The organism is Micromonospora sp. NPDC048835 (assembly GCF_040649995.1).
In the GTDB taxonomy this organism is placed as follows: domain Bacteria; phylum Actinomycetota; class Actinomycetes; order Mycobacteriales; family Micromonosporaceae; genus Micromonospora.
In genome coordinates, this window is the sequence record NZ_JBEZGM010000051.1 from 1 (window position 1) to 15,531 (window position 15,531).

13 protein-coding genes and 1 riboswitch are annotated in these 15,531 nt (G+C 71.6%); of the genes, 6 read left to right on the top strand and 7 right to left on the bottom strand.

The features are described from left to right. Positions 1–148 precede the first annotated feature (148 nt). From AB0C15_RS31430 to pdhA, 4 genes are all read right to left on the bottom strand, one after another. On the bottom strand, positions 149–1,828 hold the full coding sequence (locus tag AB0C15_RS31430; protein WP_357358202.1) for a right-handed parallel beta-helix repeat-containing protein: 1,680 nt from the start codon (positions 1,826–1,828) through the stop codon (positions 149–151). 188 nt (positions 1,829–2,016) lie between these two features. Further along, positions 2,017–3,426, bottom strand: coding sequence for a dihydrolipoamide acetyltransferase family protein (locus tag AB0C15_RS31435; RefSeq protein WP_357358204.1), 1,410 nt, complete (start codon positions 3,424–3,426; stop codon positions 2,017–2,019). Then, positions 3,411–4,415 (bottom strand): alpha-ketoacid dehydrogenase subunit beta, encoded by a 1,005-nt coding sequence (locus AB0C15_RS31440; protein WP_357358206.1) that lies wholly within the window; start codon positions 4,413–4,415, stop codon positions 3,411–3,413. The genes AB0C15_RS31435 and AB0C15_RS31440 overlap by 16 nt, the downstream gene beginning before the upstream one ends. Next, positions 4,412–5,611 carry a pyruvate dehydrogenase (acetyl-transferring) E1 component subunit alpha gene (gene pdhA / locus AB0C15_RS31445; RefSeq protein WP_357358209.1) on the bottom strand — a complete coding sequence of 400 codons (1,200 nt, stop codon included), beginning with the start codon at positions 5,609–5,611 and terminating at the stop codon, positions 4,412–4,414. Before pdhA ends, AB0C15_RS31440 begins: the two co-directional genes overlap by 4 nt. A gap of 135 nt (positions 5,612–5,746) precedes the next feature. Between pdhA and AB0C15_RS31450 the strand changes: the two genes are divergently transcribed. Continuing rightward, positions 5,747–6,190 carry an Lrp/AsnC family transcriptional regulator gene (locus tag AB0C15_RS31450; RefSeq protein ID WP_244311958.1) on the top strand — a complete coding sequence of 148 codons (444 nt, stop codon included), beginning with the start codon at positions 5,747–5,749 and terminating at the stop codon, positions 6,188–6,190. 7 nt (positions 6,191–6,197) lie between these two features. On the opposite strand, the gene AB0C15_RS31455 is transcribed toward AB0C15_RS31450, so the two are convergent. Together AB0C15_RS31455 and AB0C15_RS31460 are read right to left on the bottom strand one after the other, a co-directional pair. Continuing rightward, positions 6,198–7,169 carry a DNA primase small subunit domain-containing protein gene (locus AB0C15_RS31455; RefSeq protein WP_091397700.1) on the bottom strand — a complete coding sequence of 324 codons (972 nt, stop codon included), beginning with the start codon at positions 7,167–7,169 and terminating at the stop codon, positions 6,198–6,200. Positions 7,170–7,245: 76 nt separating this feature from the next. Beyond that, a complete protein-coding gene (locus AB0C15_RS31460) occupies positions 7,246–7,572 on the bottom strand; it encodes a hypothetical protein (protein WP_357358167.1) in 327 nt (108 codons plus the stop codon). A gap of 294 nt (positions 7,573–7,866) precedes the next feature. Between AB0C15_RS31460 and AB0C15_RS31465 the strand changes: the two genes are divergently transcribed. The 4 genes from AB0C15_RS31465 to AB0C15_RS31480 all read left to right on the top strand — a co-directional run bounded on the left by AB0C15_RS31465 (position 7,867) and on the right by AB0C15_RS31480 (position 12,704). Continuing rightward, a complete protein-coding gene (locus AB0C15_RS31465; RefSeq protein WP_357358169.1) occupies positions 7,867–10,458 on the top strand; it encodes a hypothetical protein in 2,592 nt (863 codons plus the stop codon). Positions 10,459–10,539: 81 nt separating this feature from the next. After that, positions 10,540–11,271, top strand: coding sequence for a histidine phosphatase family protein (locus AB0C15_RS31470; protein ID WP_357358172.1), 732 nt, complete (start codon positions 10,540–10,542; stop codon positions 11,269–11,271). Beyond that, positions 11,255–12,124, top strand: a complete 870-nt coding sequence (locus AB0C15_RS31475) for an NAD(P)H-hydrate dehydratase (RefSeq protein ID WP_357358174.1) — start codon at positions 11,255–11,257, stop codon at positions 12,122–12,124. Before AB0C15_RS31470 ends, AB0C15_RS31475 begins: the two co-directional genes overlap by 17 nt. Positions 12,125–12,203: 79 nt before the next feature. Continuing rightward, entirely contained in the window at positions 12,204–12,704 is a 501-nt protein-coding gene (locus AB0C15_RS31480; RefSeq protein ID WP_357358176.1) for a hemerythrin domain-containing protein, read from the top strand. A 206-nt stretch (positions 12,705–12,910) separates the two neighbouring features. Here the strand turns inward: AB0C15_RS31480 and AB0C15_RS31485 are convergent, their stop codons facing one another. Further along, positions 12,911–13,717 (bottom strand): SDR family NAD(P)-dependent oxidoreductase, encoded by an 807-nt coding sequence (locus AB0C15_RS31485; protein WP_357358178.1) that lies wholly within the window; start codon positions 13,715–13,717, stop codon positions 12,911–12,913. A 150-nt stretch (positions 13,718–13,867) separates the two neighbouring features. Continuing rightward, positions 13,868–13,957: riboswitch (ZMP/ZTP riboswitch) on the top strand. A 19-nt stretch (positions 13,958–13,976) separates the two neighbouring features. On the opposite strand from AB0C15_RS31485, the gene AB0C15_RS31490 reads away from it, so the two are divergent. Beyond that, on the top strand, positions 13,977–15,413 hold the full coding sequence (locus AB0C15_RS31490; RefSeq protein ID WP_357358180.1) for a glycine hydroxymethyltransferase: 1,437 nt from the start codon (positions 13,977–13,979) through the stop codon (positions 15,411–15,413). The last annotated feature ends 118 nt before the right edge of the window (positions 15,414–15,531 follow it).

The following is a 15,531-nucleotide window of genomic DNA, read 5'->3' on the forward strand; positions in this document are numbered from 1 at the left end:
CGGCCACCCCCCCACCCCGCCCGCGCGGCCGGGGCCCCCCCCCCCCCCCGCGGGGCGGCCCGGGGGCGCCCCCCCCCCCCTCCCAAGCCGTGGGGCGGCCGCCCCCACCCCCCCCCCCCCGCCGCACGTCGTCAAGCCCCGGTCGCGCTCAGCTCCAGTCGCTGTCCACGTGGTTGTCCCGCCACCGGCCGCCCACCGGCGGGGTGTCCAGTCGCATGCCCTCGTCGGCGTTGCCGGCCAGGTCGTTGTCCTCGACCCGGCAGTCCACGCAACTGCCCCGCTCGGTGATCCACAGCCCGTGCGTCTGGGTCTGGGTGTCGTGGTTGTCCCAGATCCGGTTACCCCGGATGGTGGCCGAGTCGAACGGCGCGTCGATGGTGATGCCGGCCCGCAGCTTCGGTGCGGCGGCCAACTCGTATCCGCATCCCGGCGGTGGCACGTCCCCGCTCCACGCGGTGAACGCGTCCGGGCGGACCGGGGCCAGGGTGAGTTCGTCGCCGGTGTTGGAGGCCACCATGGCGACGGCTTTCCCGACCCGCAGCACCTTGCCCCGGTGCCCGTCGTGCGGCCAGTTGGCCGACCGGTCCACCAGGCACCGCTCGCTGTATCTGACGGCGTCGCCCGAGCCGCCGGTGCCCTCGCCGTACTGCCGTCCGTTGTTGCGGATCCGGTTGTTGAGCAGCACCGCGTCGGTCATCTGGTGGTCGATCCGGATCGCGTCGAGGCCGTTGCCCCAGAACTCGTTGCTCTCGATCACCACGTCCCGGATCGCGCCCCGGTAGCCGCGCCGGAGGTCGTGCGCGTGGTAGCCGTGCCGGCCGTTGCCGCTGATCCGGTTGCCTCGGACGGTGTACGGGCCGGGGCTGTTGCCGATGCTCACCCCGTCGCGCATGTTGCCGTCGATGACGCAGTCGGTGAGCAGCCCACCCCGGCCGGCCACCGACGAGGTGCCCTGCGCCGACACGTCGAACCCGGTCTCCAGGTTCCCGGTCATCGTGCAGGCGGAGACGATCAGGCCGTCGGCGCCCCAGTCGGAGATGCCGAAGCGGTTGCCCTGACTGTGGCAGCCGACGATGCGGTAGCCGCGCGGCGGCGCCCAGTAGTCCTTCTGCAACTCCAGGAAGATGCCGTTGGTGCCGTTGGCCAGGGCGGTGCAGTTGGCGATGGTCAGCCGCTCCACCGCTCCCCACCCGCCGATGCCGATCCCGATGCCGGCGCCGCCCATCTGCTCGCCGTTGTCCAGTCGGCCACAACCGACCACCACCACACCGTCGATCAGGGAGTCCTGGAGGAAGTCGCAGCCCAGCCCGGTGGCCGCGGTGTGGTGGATGTAGAGGTTGCGGAAGACGCCCCGCACCACGTACTGCAGGCCGAGGCCCTTGGCCAGGTAGTTGTACTCGGCCATGGCGACGCCGGAGCCGTCGATCTGGAAGTCGGAGAAGGTGCAGTCGGCGATGTGCCGGTCCCGGTCGGCGCCGTGCTGCACGGTGGTCCAGAACGCCAGGGGCGTCGGGTCGGCGCGGTTGCCCTCGTTGCTGAGCATGAACCGGGTCGCCGCCGGGCCGGCCCCGATCAACGACACCCCGCTGCGCCACACCGTGCCGGCGTCCCGGATCGAGTAGATGCCCGGCGGGCAGTAGATGACCCGGGCCCGTCCGTCCGAGGCGTACCCGGCGCCGAGGCGGTCCACGAGGGCGGCAAGCGCCGGCTGGTCGTTCGTCGAGCCGTCACCGGTCAGCCCGTACTCGAGGGCGTCGCAGTACAGCGGCGCGCCGGCCGAGGCGGGCCGTCGTACCCGGACCGAGTTCAGTAGCAGCTCGTTTGCCACGGCCACAGGCCGGCTCCCTTCGACGCGTGCGGTGCGCTCCGGCGGGGCCGACTTCCCCCTGCGGTGGCCGGGAAACCCGGCGCCGGACGACACCGCCGGGAATGAGCGGCCCGTTCGCGGCGCCGCGGGCCCGGACGTGCGTCGGTCCCGGCGCCGCACGGGCGACGCCGGGACCGAGGGGGTACGCGTCAGACGGCGGCGATCAGCAGCGCCGGGCGCTCCACGCAGTCGGCGACGTGCCGCAGGAAGCCACCGGCCACCCCGCCGTCGCAGACCCGGTGGTCGAAGGTGAGGCTGAGCTGGGTCACCTTGCGGACGGCGAGCTGCCCGTCAACCACCCACGGCTTGTCCACGATCCGCCCGACCCCGAGCAGGGCCGCCTCCGGGTGGTTGATGATCGGGGTGGAGCCGTCGACGCCGAACACCCCGTAGTTGTTCAGGGTGAAGGTGCCCCCGGTCAGGCGGGCCGGGGGCAGGCTGCCGGCGCGTGCGGCGGCGGTGGTCGCCGTCAGCTCGGCGGCCAGTTCGGCGGTGGTGAGCCGGTGGGCGTCGCGCAGCACCGGCACCAGCAGACCCCGGTCGGTCTGCGCGGCGATGCCGAGGTGCACCCCGGCGGACTGGACGATCCGCTGTCCCTCGGTGTCGACCCGGGCGTTGAGCTGCGGGAACCGACGCAGCCCGCTGAGGCAGATCCGGGCCAGCAGGGCCAGGATGCTCACCGGCGCGTCGGGCGTGGCGGCGTTGATCGCGGCACGGGTCTCCAGCAGTCCGGTGGCGTCCACGTCCACCCAGATGGTCACCTCCGGGATCTCCCGCCGGCTGCGGGAGAGCTTGTCGGCGATGACCTTGCGGACGCCGGTGAGCGGGACGATCACGTCGCCGTCACCGACCGTTGCCGACGCGACCTTCGGGTCCGGCACGGCGGCGAGCCGGGCGGCGGGCACGGTCAGCGCGGCCTCCACGTCGGCGCGGCGGATCACGCCCCCGGGCCCGGTGCCCCGCACGGTGGCGAGGTCGACGCCGCGCTCGCGGGCCACCCGACGCACGATCGGCGAGATGACCAGGGCGACCGGTGATCGCGCCGGGCCGCCGGACGCGGCGTTTGCGGCGGAGGTACGACCGGCCGTCGAGCCGCCGTCGGACCCGGCGGCGTCGGACAGGGACGGGTCCGCCGCGCCGACGTCGGCCGGTTCGGGGGCCACCGCCAGTCGTGGCCGACGCCGACGGCGGGTGGCGCCGCCGTGGCCGGTGCCGTACCCGATCAGCACGTTGCCGGACCCGGCCTGCTCCTCCTCGCGGTAGGTGGCGTGCCCGGCGGGCTCGTCGCCCCCGTCGAGCGGCGCGATGGTGATCAACGGTTGACCGACCGGACGGACCTCACCGGCCGCGCCGTGCAGGGTGACCACCCGGCCGGCGTACGGGCAGGGCACGTCGACGACGGCCTTGGCGGTCTCCACCTCGACCACGCTCTGGTCGACGGTGACCACGTCACCGACGGCTACCCGCCACTCGACGATCTCGGCTTCGCTCAGCCCTTCGCCCAGGTCGGGCAGGAGGAAGACCTGCGTCCGGTCGACGGTGGTCATGCCGCCGCCCAACGCGCGTCCGGCTGGTCGTCCCACTGCAGGCGGGCCACCGCGTCGAGGACCCGGTCCACGCCGGGCAGGTGGGTGTGCTCGAGCATCGGCGCCGGGTAGGGAATGTCCAGACCGGCGACCCGCAGCACCGGGGCGTGCAGCGCGTGGAAGCAGCGCTCCTGCACCCGGGCGGCGATCTCCGCGCCGACGCCAGCGAAGCCGGGTGCCTCCTGGATCACCACACACCTGCCGGTACGCCGGACCGAGGCGGTGATCGTCTCGTCGTCGAACGGCACGATGGTGCGGACGTCGACGACCTCCAGGTCCCACCCCTCCTCGCGGGCGGCCTCGGCGGCCTCCAGCGCGACCGGCACCGCCGGCCCGTACGCGACAAGGGTGGCGTCGCGTCCGGGTCGGCGCACCACGGCCCGGCCGAACGGCGCGGTGTGGGTGGGCAGGGACGCCTCGGCGCTGGCGAAGTAGAGCTTCTTGGGCTCCATGAAGACCACCGGGTCGGGGTCGTCGATCGCCTCGCGCAGCAGCGAGTACGCGTCCTCGACGGTCGCCGGGGTGACCACCTTCAGCCCGGGCGTGTGCGCGTAGTACGCCTCGGACGAGTCGCAGTGGTGCTCGACTCCGCCGATCCCACCCGCGTACGGCACGCGGATGACGATCGGCACGCTCAGCGCCCCGCGGGTGCGGTTGCGCAGCTTCGCCACGTGCGAGGCGATCTGCTCGAACGCCGGGTAGGCGAACGCGTCGAACTGCATCTCGACCACCGGGCGCAGGCCGGACATGGCCAGGCCGACGGCGAAACCGACGATGCCGGCCTCGGCGAGGGGGGTGTCGAAGCAGCGGGTCTCGCCGAAGCGGGCCTGGAGGCCGTCGGTGATCCGGAAGACGCCGCCGAGCGCGCCGACGTCCTCACCGAAGACGACGACCCGGTCGTCGGCGGCGAGCGCGTCGGCGAGCGCGGCGTTGAGCGCCTTCGCCATGGTGGTGGCCATCAGGCGTCACCCTCCTCGGCGCGGGCGGCGGCCAGCTCGGCGCGGACCAGCTCACGCTGTTCGACAAGCTGCGGGGTGGGCTCGGCGTAGACGTGGTCGAAGAGGCTCAGCGGGTCGACCGTGGGTTGCTCGTTCATCCGGGTCCGCAGGTCCGCCGCGTACGCCTCGGCCTGCTCGGCGACCTCGGCGACCGCCGCGTCGTCGAGTGCGCCGCGGGCCCGCAGGTAGGTCTCCAGCCGGGCGACCGGGTCCCGGTCCCGCCAGGCGTCGACCTCGGCGCCGTCGCGGTAGCGGGTGGCGTCGTCGGCGTTGGTGTGCGGTTCCATCCGGTAGGTGTGCGCCTCGACCAGGAACGGCCCGTTACCGGCACGGGCGTGCGCGACCGCGCGGGTGAGCACGGCGAGCACCGCGACCGGGTCGTTGCCGTCGACCTGCTCGCTGGGTACGCCGTAGCCGACGCCCTTGTAGGCGAGCGACGGCGCGGCGGTCTGGCGCGACAGCGGGACGCTGATCGCGTACCTGTTGTTCTGCACGAAGTAGACCACCGGCGCCTTGAACACGGCGGCGAAGTTGATCCCCTCGTGGAAGTCGCCCTCGCTGGTCGCGCCGTCGCCGATGAAGGCAAGCGCCACCGTGTCGCGACCCTGGTACGCCTCGCCGTGTGCCAGTCCGGCGGCGTGCACGCACTGGGTGGCGAGAGGGGTGCACTGCGGTGCGGTGCGTACCTCGGTCGGGTCGTAGCCGCAGTGCCAGTCACCGCGCAGCAGGGTGAGCACCTCGACCGGGTCGATGCCCCGGGCAACCAGCGCCATCGACTCGCGGTAGGTGGGGAAGACCCAGTCGGTGTCGCGGACCGCGAGGACCGCGCCGACCTGGCACGCCTCCTGACCGCGCGAGGACGGGTAGACGGCGAGTCGGCCCTGCTTCGTCAGCGCGGTGGCCTGGGTGTCGAAGCGGCGGCCGAGCACCATCCGGCGGTACAGCTCGCGCAGCACCTCGACGGGTGGCTCGGGGTAGTCGGCGCGGGCGGGCAGCGGCGTGCCGGTCGGGTCGAGTAGGCGGACCGGTTCGGTTTCCGGCAGCAGCGGGCGCGCCGGGTCGGGCGGGGTGGCCGCCCGTCGGGTGCGCGGGGATGCCCTGCGGACCGCCTGGGGAGTGGTCGTCACGGCGGAACCTCCTGGGACGTGTGGTGAGCCTATGCTTCCGCTTGTGGATGATTGACTCAAGATCGACACAGAAGGCGGGACGGTTGGCATGCGCAAGGACCAGCGGTGAGCCAGGAGACCGCCGACGAAGCGGGCCGGGGTGCGGGATCGGGACGATCGGCCCGACCGCTGGACGAGGTCGACCGGCGGATCCTCGACGAGCTGGTCCGCGACGGTCGCACGTCGGTGCGCACCCTCGCCGAACGGATCCACATCTCCCGCACCAACGCGTACGCGCGGGTGGAGCGGCTGCTGCGCGACGGGGTGATCACCGGGTTCCGGGCCCAGGTGGCGCCCGAGGCGGCCGGGCTGGGCACGTCGGCGTACATCGCCCTGACCATCGAGCAGAACACCTGGCGGGAGGTGTCCGCCGAGCTGGCCCAGGTGCGCTACATCGAGCACGCCGCGCTGCTCGGCGGTGACCACGACGTCCTCGCCCTGGTGCGCGCGCCGGACAACGCCGCACTGCGGGACGTGGTGCTGGGCCGGGTGCAGAGCATTCCCGGTGTGCTGTCCACCCGCACCTGGCTGGTCTTCGAGGAGTTCGACGGGGCCGGCAGCCCCTGGGCCTGACCGGGGCTCAGCGCTCCGGCGGGGCCTCCAGCCCGTCCCGGTCGGCCAGCTCCAGCAGCGGTTCCAGCGAGTGCCGGTCACCGTCCAGGCCGGCGTGCGGGTCGCCGCGCTCGGCGAACCGGGCCGGCATGCTGAGCACGTCGAAGTCCTCCGGCCGAACCTGGTCCAGCTCCGACCAGTCAAGCGGCGCGGAGACCAGCGCGGCCGGCGTGGGCCGGATCGAGTACGCCGAGGTCACCGTGTGGTCCCGGGCCATCTGGTTGTAGTCGACGAAGACCGGCCGGTCGCGTTGCTCACGCCACCAGGTGGTGGTGACCAGGTCCGGCAGCCGGCGCTGCATCTCCCGGCCCAGCGCGAGCACCGCGCGACGGCAGTCACCGAAGCTCCAGCGCGGTTCGATCGACAGGTAGACGTGCAACCCCCGACCGCCGGTGGTCTTCGGGTAGCCGGTCATGCCCAGCTCCGCGAGGAACGCCCGCACCTCGTGCGCCACCGGCACCACCTGCTCGAAGCCGACGCCGGGCATCGGATCGAGGTCGATGCGTAACTGGTCGGGGCGTTCCACGTCGGCGGCGGTGACCGGCCACGGGTGGAACCGCAGGGTGCCCAGGTTGGCCGCCCAGATGACCACGGCCAACTCGCTCGGCGCGACCTCGTCGGCGGTGCGGCCACTGGGGAAGGTGATGTGCGCGGTCCGCACCCACTCGGGCGCACCGGCCGGCAGCCGCTTCTGGTAGAACGCGTCGCCTCGATTGGTCTGCCGGGTGGCGATCGTCGCGCCCTCGAAGACACCACGCGGCCAGCGTTCGAGCATGGTCGGCCGATCCCGCAGCGCACGCAGGATGCCGTCACCCACCGCCAGGAAGTAGCGGACCACGTCCAGCTTGGTCAGCCCACGCTCCGGGAAGTACGGCTTGTCGGGGCTGGAGACGCGGACCAGCCGCTCCCCCACCTGGATCTCCTCCGCCGCCGTGGCCACGCCCTGAGGGTACGACGCGCGAGCGCGGCGCACGGCCACCGAGCGGACACTGGCGCGGCGCCGACGGAGCGCTCGGTCAGGAGAGCAGCAGCACGCCGACCACGATCAGTGGCAGCCCCGCGAAGAGGAAGATGCCGACCCCGGTGAGCACGCGCCCGCCGCCGGCCGTCTCCCGCTCCGGCGCGGCACCGAACGTGGCGCGTGCACCGAGCATGCTGATCCGGCTCAGCGTCAGGTCGCCCGTCATGCCGATGAGCCCGCCCACCACAACCAAGCCGATGCCCAGCCGAGCGACGTAGTCACCGCCGTCGACCGCCACCCAGATCATCACCGCGACCGCGACCAGCGCCCCGATCACCACGAACAACAGGGCCGCTTCACGCAGACCTCGTAAGACAGTCATTCCTGACCCCCGTCGGCTGTCCGGCGCCCATCGTCTCGCGTCACCGGGTCGCGGCGCTGCCCCGAGACCGACAGCGACGCTCAGCAGGGCACCGACCCAGCAGCGTCACTCCCAGCCGTACGACGAGGTGGCGTGTCGGTGCCGCACTTAACGGCCCGCGGGTTCGCGGCGACACCCTGTCGCTTGGGTGCGCCTTCGCGCCGGGCAGGGGCCGCGGCGGGTCGGGTGATCGTCTAGCGTGTGCCGGACCGTCGACGAGCCGCTGGAGACCTCGTGATCATGCTTCGGAAGCCCGTGCGCCACGGGGTCTTGGCGCTGGCCCTGGTACTCGCCGCGGCGAACCTCGTCGGCACACCTGCGCTGCGCCCGACACCCGCCGAGGCCGCGCCGACCGTCGTGCCGGACGACTACCAGTTCGCGGTGGGATTCTCCAGTACACAGGGCGCGAGCCAGTGGTCCTATCTGCAGTGGGACGGTGCCGCCTACACACCAATGGTGTGGGAGCCGACGCGGGACCGGTGGCGGGGCAACTGCGAGTTCTGCATCATCAGCCGCAGCGGACTTCACCCGGACACCAATGACGCGGTCATCGCCTGGACAGCGCCGCGGGGTGGCGCGGTCACGGTGCGCGGCACCATGGACCACCAGACCTACATCGACCCCGACATCACGAACGTCGACGGCGTCCGGACCTTCGTCCGCAAGCGTAGTGGCGGCACGACGAGCAAGGTGTGGCCGTCGGCCGACTTCCAGCACCTGCGACCCGCGTTCATGGCCCAACACGTCTTCACCACCGCCGTCAACGCCGGTGACACGCTCCTGTTCCACGCGAACCGGGCAGGGACGGGACTGCACGACGGGCTCTCGTGGAATCCGCGGGTCAGCTACGACTACGAGCCGAAGTTCACCCTCGACCAGGCCGAACTGGTCATGAACCCCGCCGACTTCGACCGGATCGGTGAGCGCACCGCGCTGGATGCCAGCCTGTCGGTCGTCCCCAACGGCAGCCAGTTCGACTTCTACCACTCCTCGGACTTCGGCCGACAGGTGCAGAAGTTCCGCGGCGACCTCGCCCGTCCCGCCCAGGCGCGGGTGTACGCCGACACGACGGCCAACCGGTTCCGCAATCCGCACGGCCTCGACGGGCAGTGGTGGATCGCAAGCATCTACCGCACCGAGGAAGGTCACCTCCTCGCGTTTTGCCACATCGAGAACGCCAATCCGCAGACATCCGGGTGGTGGGCCGGCGGGTTGGCGTACTCCACCGACAACGGGGAGCACTTCACCCTGCTGGGCAAGACAGTCGCCGCCCGCACCAAGGCACCCGACGGTTCGACCGACAACATCGGCGGAATGCCCTTCGTCCTCAAGGACGGCTTCCTCCACGTGTACTTCACCGAGTTCGGCATGCCGGTCGTCGCCCGCGCCCCGGTCGCCGAGGTGATCGACGCCGCCAAACGCGGCACGGTCAGCCCGTGGACGAAATACCACGCCGGCGCCTGGAACGAGCCCGGCATGCACGGGCAGGCCACCGAGGTCGTCGCTGCCAGCCCGACGAACTCCTACGACTCGCACGGCGCCGCCGCTTACAGCACCTACCTCGGCAAGTACCTGCTCACCGGTGGCAGCGGCGGCCAGGGGCAGGGCATCTTCCTCGCGGTCGGCGACGACCCGGCCCGCTTCGACACGCCGTCATGGCTCCTGAGCAGCAACGCGAACAGCAAGGCCACCATTCAGCCCTACGAGACCATCGTCGGGGTCGACGGTTCCACAAACGGCATCGTCAGCCGGCAGTTCTACGTCTACTACGGCTACTTCTTCCGCTGGCCGCACAACGGCGTCGACCTCCCGGAGCACATGCGCTGGTTGTACCGGCAGAAGGTCACCCTGAACGCCGCCGGCTTCGACCGCAACACTGTCAGCCTGAGCACCGACGCCGCTAAGAAACAGGGTGAGAACGGAGTGCGCTACCAGGAGTACGACGGCACCGCTTACACCGACATGACGTGGTCGGACGGCGACCAGCGCTGGCACGGCACGTCGACGTTCTCCCTGCTGGACTCCATCGGCTGGCACCCGGATGGCGACCGCGACTCGGTGCGGGTCTGGACGGCGCCACGAGCCGGCACGCTGCGCGTCGGCGCCGACCTTGACGGCATCCGCGCCGGCGGCGGCCCCGGCGCCGACGGCGTCCGCGTGAAAATCCTCAAGAACGGGCTGCCCGTCTGGCCGGCCACCGGTTACGCGGCGGTCGAGCCAGCCAGCACCCTGCCCTTCAACCCCGTGGACGTGACGGTGGCCGCAGGCGACCGGATCGCCTTCCACGTCAACCAGAACGTCACCTCCGCCTACGACACCACCCTCTGGTTGCCGACCCTGACCTACACCGGGGACAGTCGGGTGAGCTGGTCCGGTAACGGTGACTTCGGCAGCGTGCAGGGCGCGGCGCAGTGGTCGTACGAGGAGTACGACGAGGGTGTTGGCGGCACCCCGATGACGTGGGACGCCGTCGAACAGCGGTGGCAGGGCACGGCACCGTACCTGCAGATCGGGCCGGTCGCGCAACACGCCGACGACGACCGTGAGTCGGTGCGGGCCTGGGTCGCTCCGCGTGCCGGCAGGGTTCGGATCACCTCGGCGCTGGGCGACCTCTACACCGACAACGGCTCGGGGGCCGACGGAGTGCTGGTCCGATTGACCCGGAACGGGACGAACGTCTGGCCATCCACCGGCAGGCAGAAGGTCGGTCCGGTGGACCGGGTTCCGTTCCCCATGATCGAACTGAGCGTGGCCGCGGGTGACACCCTGCGCTTCCACCAGCACCAGAACGGCACGAGCGCCTACGACACGACCAATTGGGTGCCGAAGATCGCCTACCAGCCGTAAGCCACCGGCCCGCCGGCCCTCGCCCGAGGGTCGGCGGGCCGGACACGGTTACCGGGTGCGGCACCCGGGTAGGGGGGCCGCATGGCGGAACTGGCAACCCTCTGGATCGTCCGGCACGGCGAGAGCACCGCGAACGTCGCGGCGACGCGGGCCGAGGCGTCGGGCGCCGAGCTGATCGACCTGACCCACCGCGACGCCGACGTGCCGCTCTCCGCGACCGGCCAGGAGCAGGCCCGGGCGACCGGCCGCTGGCTGGCGGCACTGCCGGACGCGAAGCGGCCGGACGTGGCGGTGGTGTCGCCGTACCTGCGCGCGGTGCAGACCTCGCGGCTGGCGCTGGCCGGCACCGAAGTGCCCGTGCACCGCGACGAGCGGCTGCGCGACCGGGAGTTGGGCATCCTCGACGGGCTGACCGGGCACGGGGTACGACGGCGGTACCCGGACGAGGCCGACCGTCGGGAACGGTTGGGCAAGTTCTACTACCGACCGCCGGGCGGGGAGTCCTGGACGGACGTGGCATTGCGGCTGCGGACTCTCCTGGGCGACCTGCGCCGTGACCACGAGGGTTGCCGGGTGCTGCTCTTCGGCCATGACGCGCTCGTCTTCCTGCTTCGTTATCTGGTCGAGGGGTTGACCGAGGACGAGCTGATGGCGCTCACCCGGCAGGACGTGATCGCCAACTGTTCGATCACCGAGTGGTCGGCGGACGCCGAGGGGCGACTCGCGCTCACCGCCTTCAACGACGTCGCGCACCTGCGTCAGCAGGGCGCCGAGCCGACCAGGGAGGACGAGATCCATGCCGAGCCGGTCTGAGGTAAAGGTCATCACACCGGCGTTGCTGCGGGACTGGGCGCTGCCGGTGCCGGTCGGTGGCAAGGAGAGCCGGGGCACCGTGCTGGTGGTCGGTGGTGCCCGCTTCACACCGGGCGCGGTACTGCTCGCCGGGGTGGCCGCGTTGCGCGCCGGCGCCGGGGTGCTTCAACTCGCCGCCGCCGAGTCCACCGCCGCCGCGCTGAGCATCCAGGTACCCGAGGCGCTGGTGGTCGGTCTGCCGGAGACCGCCGACGGCGCGGTGGCCGCCGACCGGGACGGCCAACTCGGCGATCTGGTCGCGCAGGCCGACGTGGTGGTGGTCGGCCCAGGCCTGAAGGCGATCGACGAAACCAACCGGCTGCTGGCTCTCGTCCTGGAGGCGGCCCGTCCGGACACGTCGCTGGTGCTCGACGCGTACGCCCTCGGTGCGCTCAGCCACGCACCGGACCTGCTTGTCGGCTCGGGTCGGCCCGTGGTGCTCACGCCCAACGTGACCGAGGCCAGGCACCTGCTCGGACGGGACCCGGGCGACGACCTGGACGCCGAGGCGGCCGAGTTGGCCGCCCGGTACGAGGCGGTCGTGTCGCTGTACGGGCACGTGGCCGCCCCGGACGGACGGGGTTGGCGAGAGGAGAGCGGCGACGCCGGGCTCGGCACCTCCGGCAGCGGCGACGTCCTCGCCGGGTTGTTGGCGGGGCTGCTGTCCCGCGGCGCGGACCCGGCCCAGGCGGCCTGCTGGGGTTCCTTCGCGCACTCGGTGAGCGGTCAACGACTGATCCCCCGCTACGGCCGGATCGGTTTCCTGGCTCGGGAGTTGCTCGACGAGATCCCCCGAACCCTGGCCATGGTCTGAGGCGGATTCGCCTGTTTCCGCAGTGGTCGTCGGGGTACCGGAACCACACCAGAGGAGGCTGTTCAGGGAGGTCATACCGGTGTCGACCGATGCCATCGTGCTGCTCAAAGAGGACCACAAAGAAATGCGCCGCCTGTTCAAGGCCTTCCAGGACGCCGAGGAGGGGCCGGCGAGCCAGCGGCAGAAGCTGGTGAACCAGATCCTGGAAGCGCTGACGGTGCACACCTACCTGGAGAACGAGGTGATGTACCCGGAGGTCCGCCGGCTGCTGCCCGACCTGGAGGACGACATCCTCGAGTCGTACGAGGAACACCACGTCGCCGACGTGCTCTGCGCCGAGCTGGCCAGCATGGACGCCAGCGACGAGCGGTTCAACGCCAAGACGACGGTGCTGATCGAGAACGTCACCCACCACGTCGAGGAGGAAGAGGAGGAGTGGTTCCCCAAGGTCCGCGACGCGCTGGGCCGCAAGCAGCTCCAGGAGATCGGCGAGAAGATGATCGCGCTACGCGCGGATGCGCCGCGTACCCCCACCGCGCCGAAGGCGATCAAGAAGGCGCTCGACGCGGTGACGGCCTGAGGCCACCGCAGCACGTCGAAGGGCCCGCCCACGCCCACGCCCACGCCCACGCCCACGCCCACGCCCACGCCCACGCCCACGCGATCTTGCACTTCCTGCTCCTGGTTAGCGATATTTAGTGCCGTTTGTCGCAACAGAAAGTGCAAGATCGCGGGGCGCGGGGCGCGGGGCGCGGGGCGCGGGGCGCGGGGCGCGGGGCGCGGGCGTCAGTTTCGGGATCCTGGCTCGGCCATTCGGCGGTGCTGCTCGGACTTGAGCTTGTCCGGAATGATCTTGCCGGCGGCGGTCTGCACCTTGTTCACCAGGGAGCCGGCGGTGACCGTCTGGTCACCCTTCATCATCGCGGCGAAGCCCTGCTCGGCGACCTTCGCCGGGTCGTCCTTCTCACCCGAACCGACCCGGGTGTCCTGCATCTCGGCCCGCTCGAAGAACGCGGTGTCGGTCGGGCCCGGCAGCAACGCGGTGACCGTGACGCCGGTGTCCTTCAGCTCGTTGCGCAGCGCCTCGGAGAACGACTGCACGAACGACTTCGAGGCGTTGTAGACCGCCTGGAACGGCCCCGGCATGGTGGAGGCGATCGACGAGGTGAACAGGACCCGACCGGCACCCCGGTCGACCATCGCGGGGAGCAACAGCTTCGCCAGGTGCACCGTCGAACGCACGTTGAGGTCGACGACCTCCAGTTCGTCAGCAAGGTCGGTGCCGCCGACGAACGCGCCACCGGCACCCCGACCGGCGTTGAGGGCCAGCGCCTCCAGTGGGCGACCGGTCGCGGTGACGGCGGCGACCAGTTCAGTCACGCCCTGTTCGCGAGCCAGGTCGACGCGGACCGACCAGACCTGCGGGCCACCGTCGCGATGCAGCTTCTGGGCCGCCGACTCGATGCCGTCGTCCTCGGCGGCGATGATCAGGTCGAAGTCGTGCTCGACGAACTGCGCCGCCAGTTCGTACCCGATCCCGCTTGAAGCCCCGGTCACCAGGGCGAGTGGCCGGTCCGAGGTGGGTGTGCCCATGTTCTCGACTCCTTCTGTGCGAAACCTGGCCGCACCCTTGACGGCGCGGTGGTCACCTACCGTGTGCCCCGCGACGCAACGCCCAACCACATCGGCGGGGGTCGCCTCCCGGAGGGCGGACCGAACGGCCCGGCCCGGGCCGGTAGGATCGGCCCAGGCCGTTACTGGCGCGTGGGGATGGATAACCATCGGGGAGCGGCCTCGTCACGTGGACGTTTGCCGAGCGCCTGGGCCTTCCCGCACGTCTGTTGGAGGTCGCATGTCCCGCAACGCCGAGTCCACCGCATTCCGGAGCGCCCTCGAGGTGATCCGAGCCGTCGAGCCGCGGGTCGCCGACGCCATCGGCGCCGAGCTGACCGACCAGCGGGAGTCCCTCAAGCTGATCGCCAGCGAAAACTACGCCTCCCCGGCGACCCTGCTGGCCATGGGCAACTGGTTCAGCGACAAGTACGCCGAGGGCACCGTCGGCCGCCGCTTCTACGCCGGCTGCCAGAACGTCGACACCGTCGAGGCGCTCGCCGCCGAGCACGCCCGGGAGCTGTTCGGCGCCGCGCACGCGTACGTGCAGCCGCACTCGGGCATCGACGCCAACCTGGTCGCCTTCTGGGCGGTGCTGGCCGACCGGGTGGAGTCCCCCGCCCTGAAGAAGGCCCAGGTCCGTCAGGTCAACGACCTCACCGAGGCGGACTGGTTCGCACTGCGCCGTGAGCTGGGCAACCAGCGGATGCTCGGCATGTCGCTGGACGCCGGCGGCCACCTGACCCACGGTTTCCGGCCGAACATCTCCGGCAAGATGTTCGACCAGCGCAGCTACGGCACCGACCCGGCGACCGGCCTGATCGACTACGACCGGGTGGCCGAGGCCGCCCGGGAGTTCAAGCCGCTGATCCTGGTCGGCGGCTACTCGGCGTACCCCAGGAAGGTCAACTTCCGGATCCTGCGCGAGATCGCCGAGTCGGTCGGCGCGACCTTCATGGTCGACATGGCGCACTTCGCGGGCCTGGTGGCCGGCAAGGTGTTCACCGGCGACTTCGACCCGGTGCCGCACGCGCACATCGTCACGACCACCACGCACAAGTCGCTGCGCGGCCCGCGCGGCGGCATGGTGCTCTGCCAGCCGGAGCTGGCCGACCAGGTGGACCGCGGCTGCCCGATGGTGCTCGGCGGTCCGCTGCCGCACGTGATGGCCGCCAAGGCCGTCGCGCTCGCCGAGGCCCGCCGGCCCGACTTCGCCGACTACGCGCAGCGGATCGTGGACAACTCGCAGGCGCTCGCCGAGGGGCTGCTGCGCCGGGGCGCGACGCTTGTCACCGGCGGCACCGACAACCACCTGGTGCTGATCGACGTGTCCGGCTACGGGCTCACCGGCCGGCAGGCCGAGCAGGCGCTGCTCGACTCGGGCATCGTCACCAACCGCAACTCGGTCCCGCAGGACCCGAACGGGGCCTGGTACACGTCCGGCATCCGGATCGGCACCCCGGCGCTGACCACCCGGGGCCTCGGCGCCGCCGAGATGGACCAGACCGCCGAGCTGATCCACACCGTGCTGACCCAGACCACCGCCGGCGCCAACGCCGACGGCACCCCGTCGAAGGCGAAGTACACGCTGGATCCGGCCCTGTCCGACAAGGTCGCCCGCCAGGCCACCGACCTGCTCGCCGCGTACCCCCTCTACCCCACCGTCGACCTGGGCTGACCCGAGCGGCTCGGGTCGACAGGCCATCGCCGTCGATCATGGAGTTGTGGTGCCCGAATCAGGGCGAGTGGCGACTTTCGTCCACCACCACAACTCCATGATCGACGCGCACAAGGGG

Excerpts from the sequence above, each read along its gene's own strand:
- AB0C15_RS31460 (WP_357358167.1), bottom strand. The coding sequence starts at position 7,572 with ATGACTGTCTTACGAGGTCTGCGTGAAGCGGCCCTGTTGTTCGTGGTG.
- AB0C15_RS31470 (WP_357358172.1), top strand. The coding sequence starts at position 10,540 with ATGGCGGAACTGGCAACCCTCTGGATCGTCCGGCACGGCGAGAGCACC.
- AB0C15_RS31475 (WP_357358174.1), top strand. The coding sequence starts at position 11,255 with ATGCCGAGCCGGTCTGAGGTAAAGGTCATCACACCGGCGTTGCTGCGG.
- AB0C15_RS31485 (WP_357358178.1), bottom strand. The coding sequence starts at position 13,717 with ATGGGCACACCCACCTCGGACCGGCCACTCGCCCTGGTGACCGGGGCT.
- AB0C15_RS31490 (WP_357358180.1), top strand. The coding sequence starts at position 13,977 with ATGTCCCGCAACGCCGAGTCCACCGCATTCCGGAGCGCCCTCGAGGTG.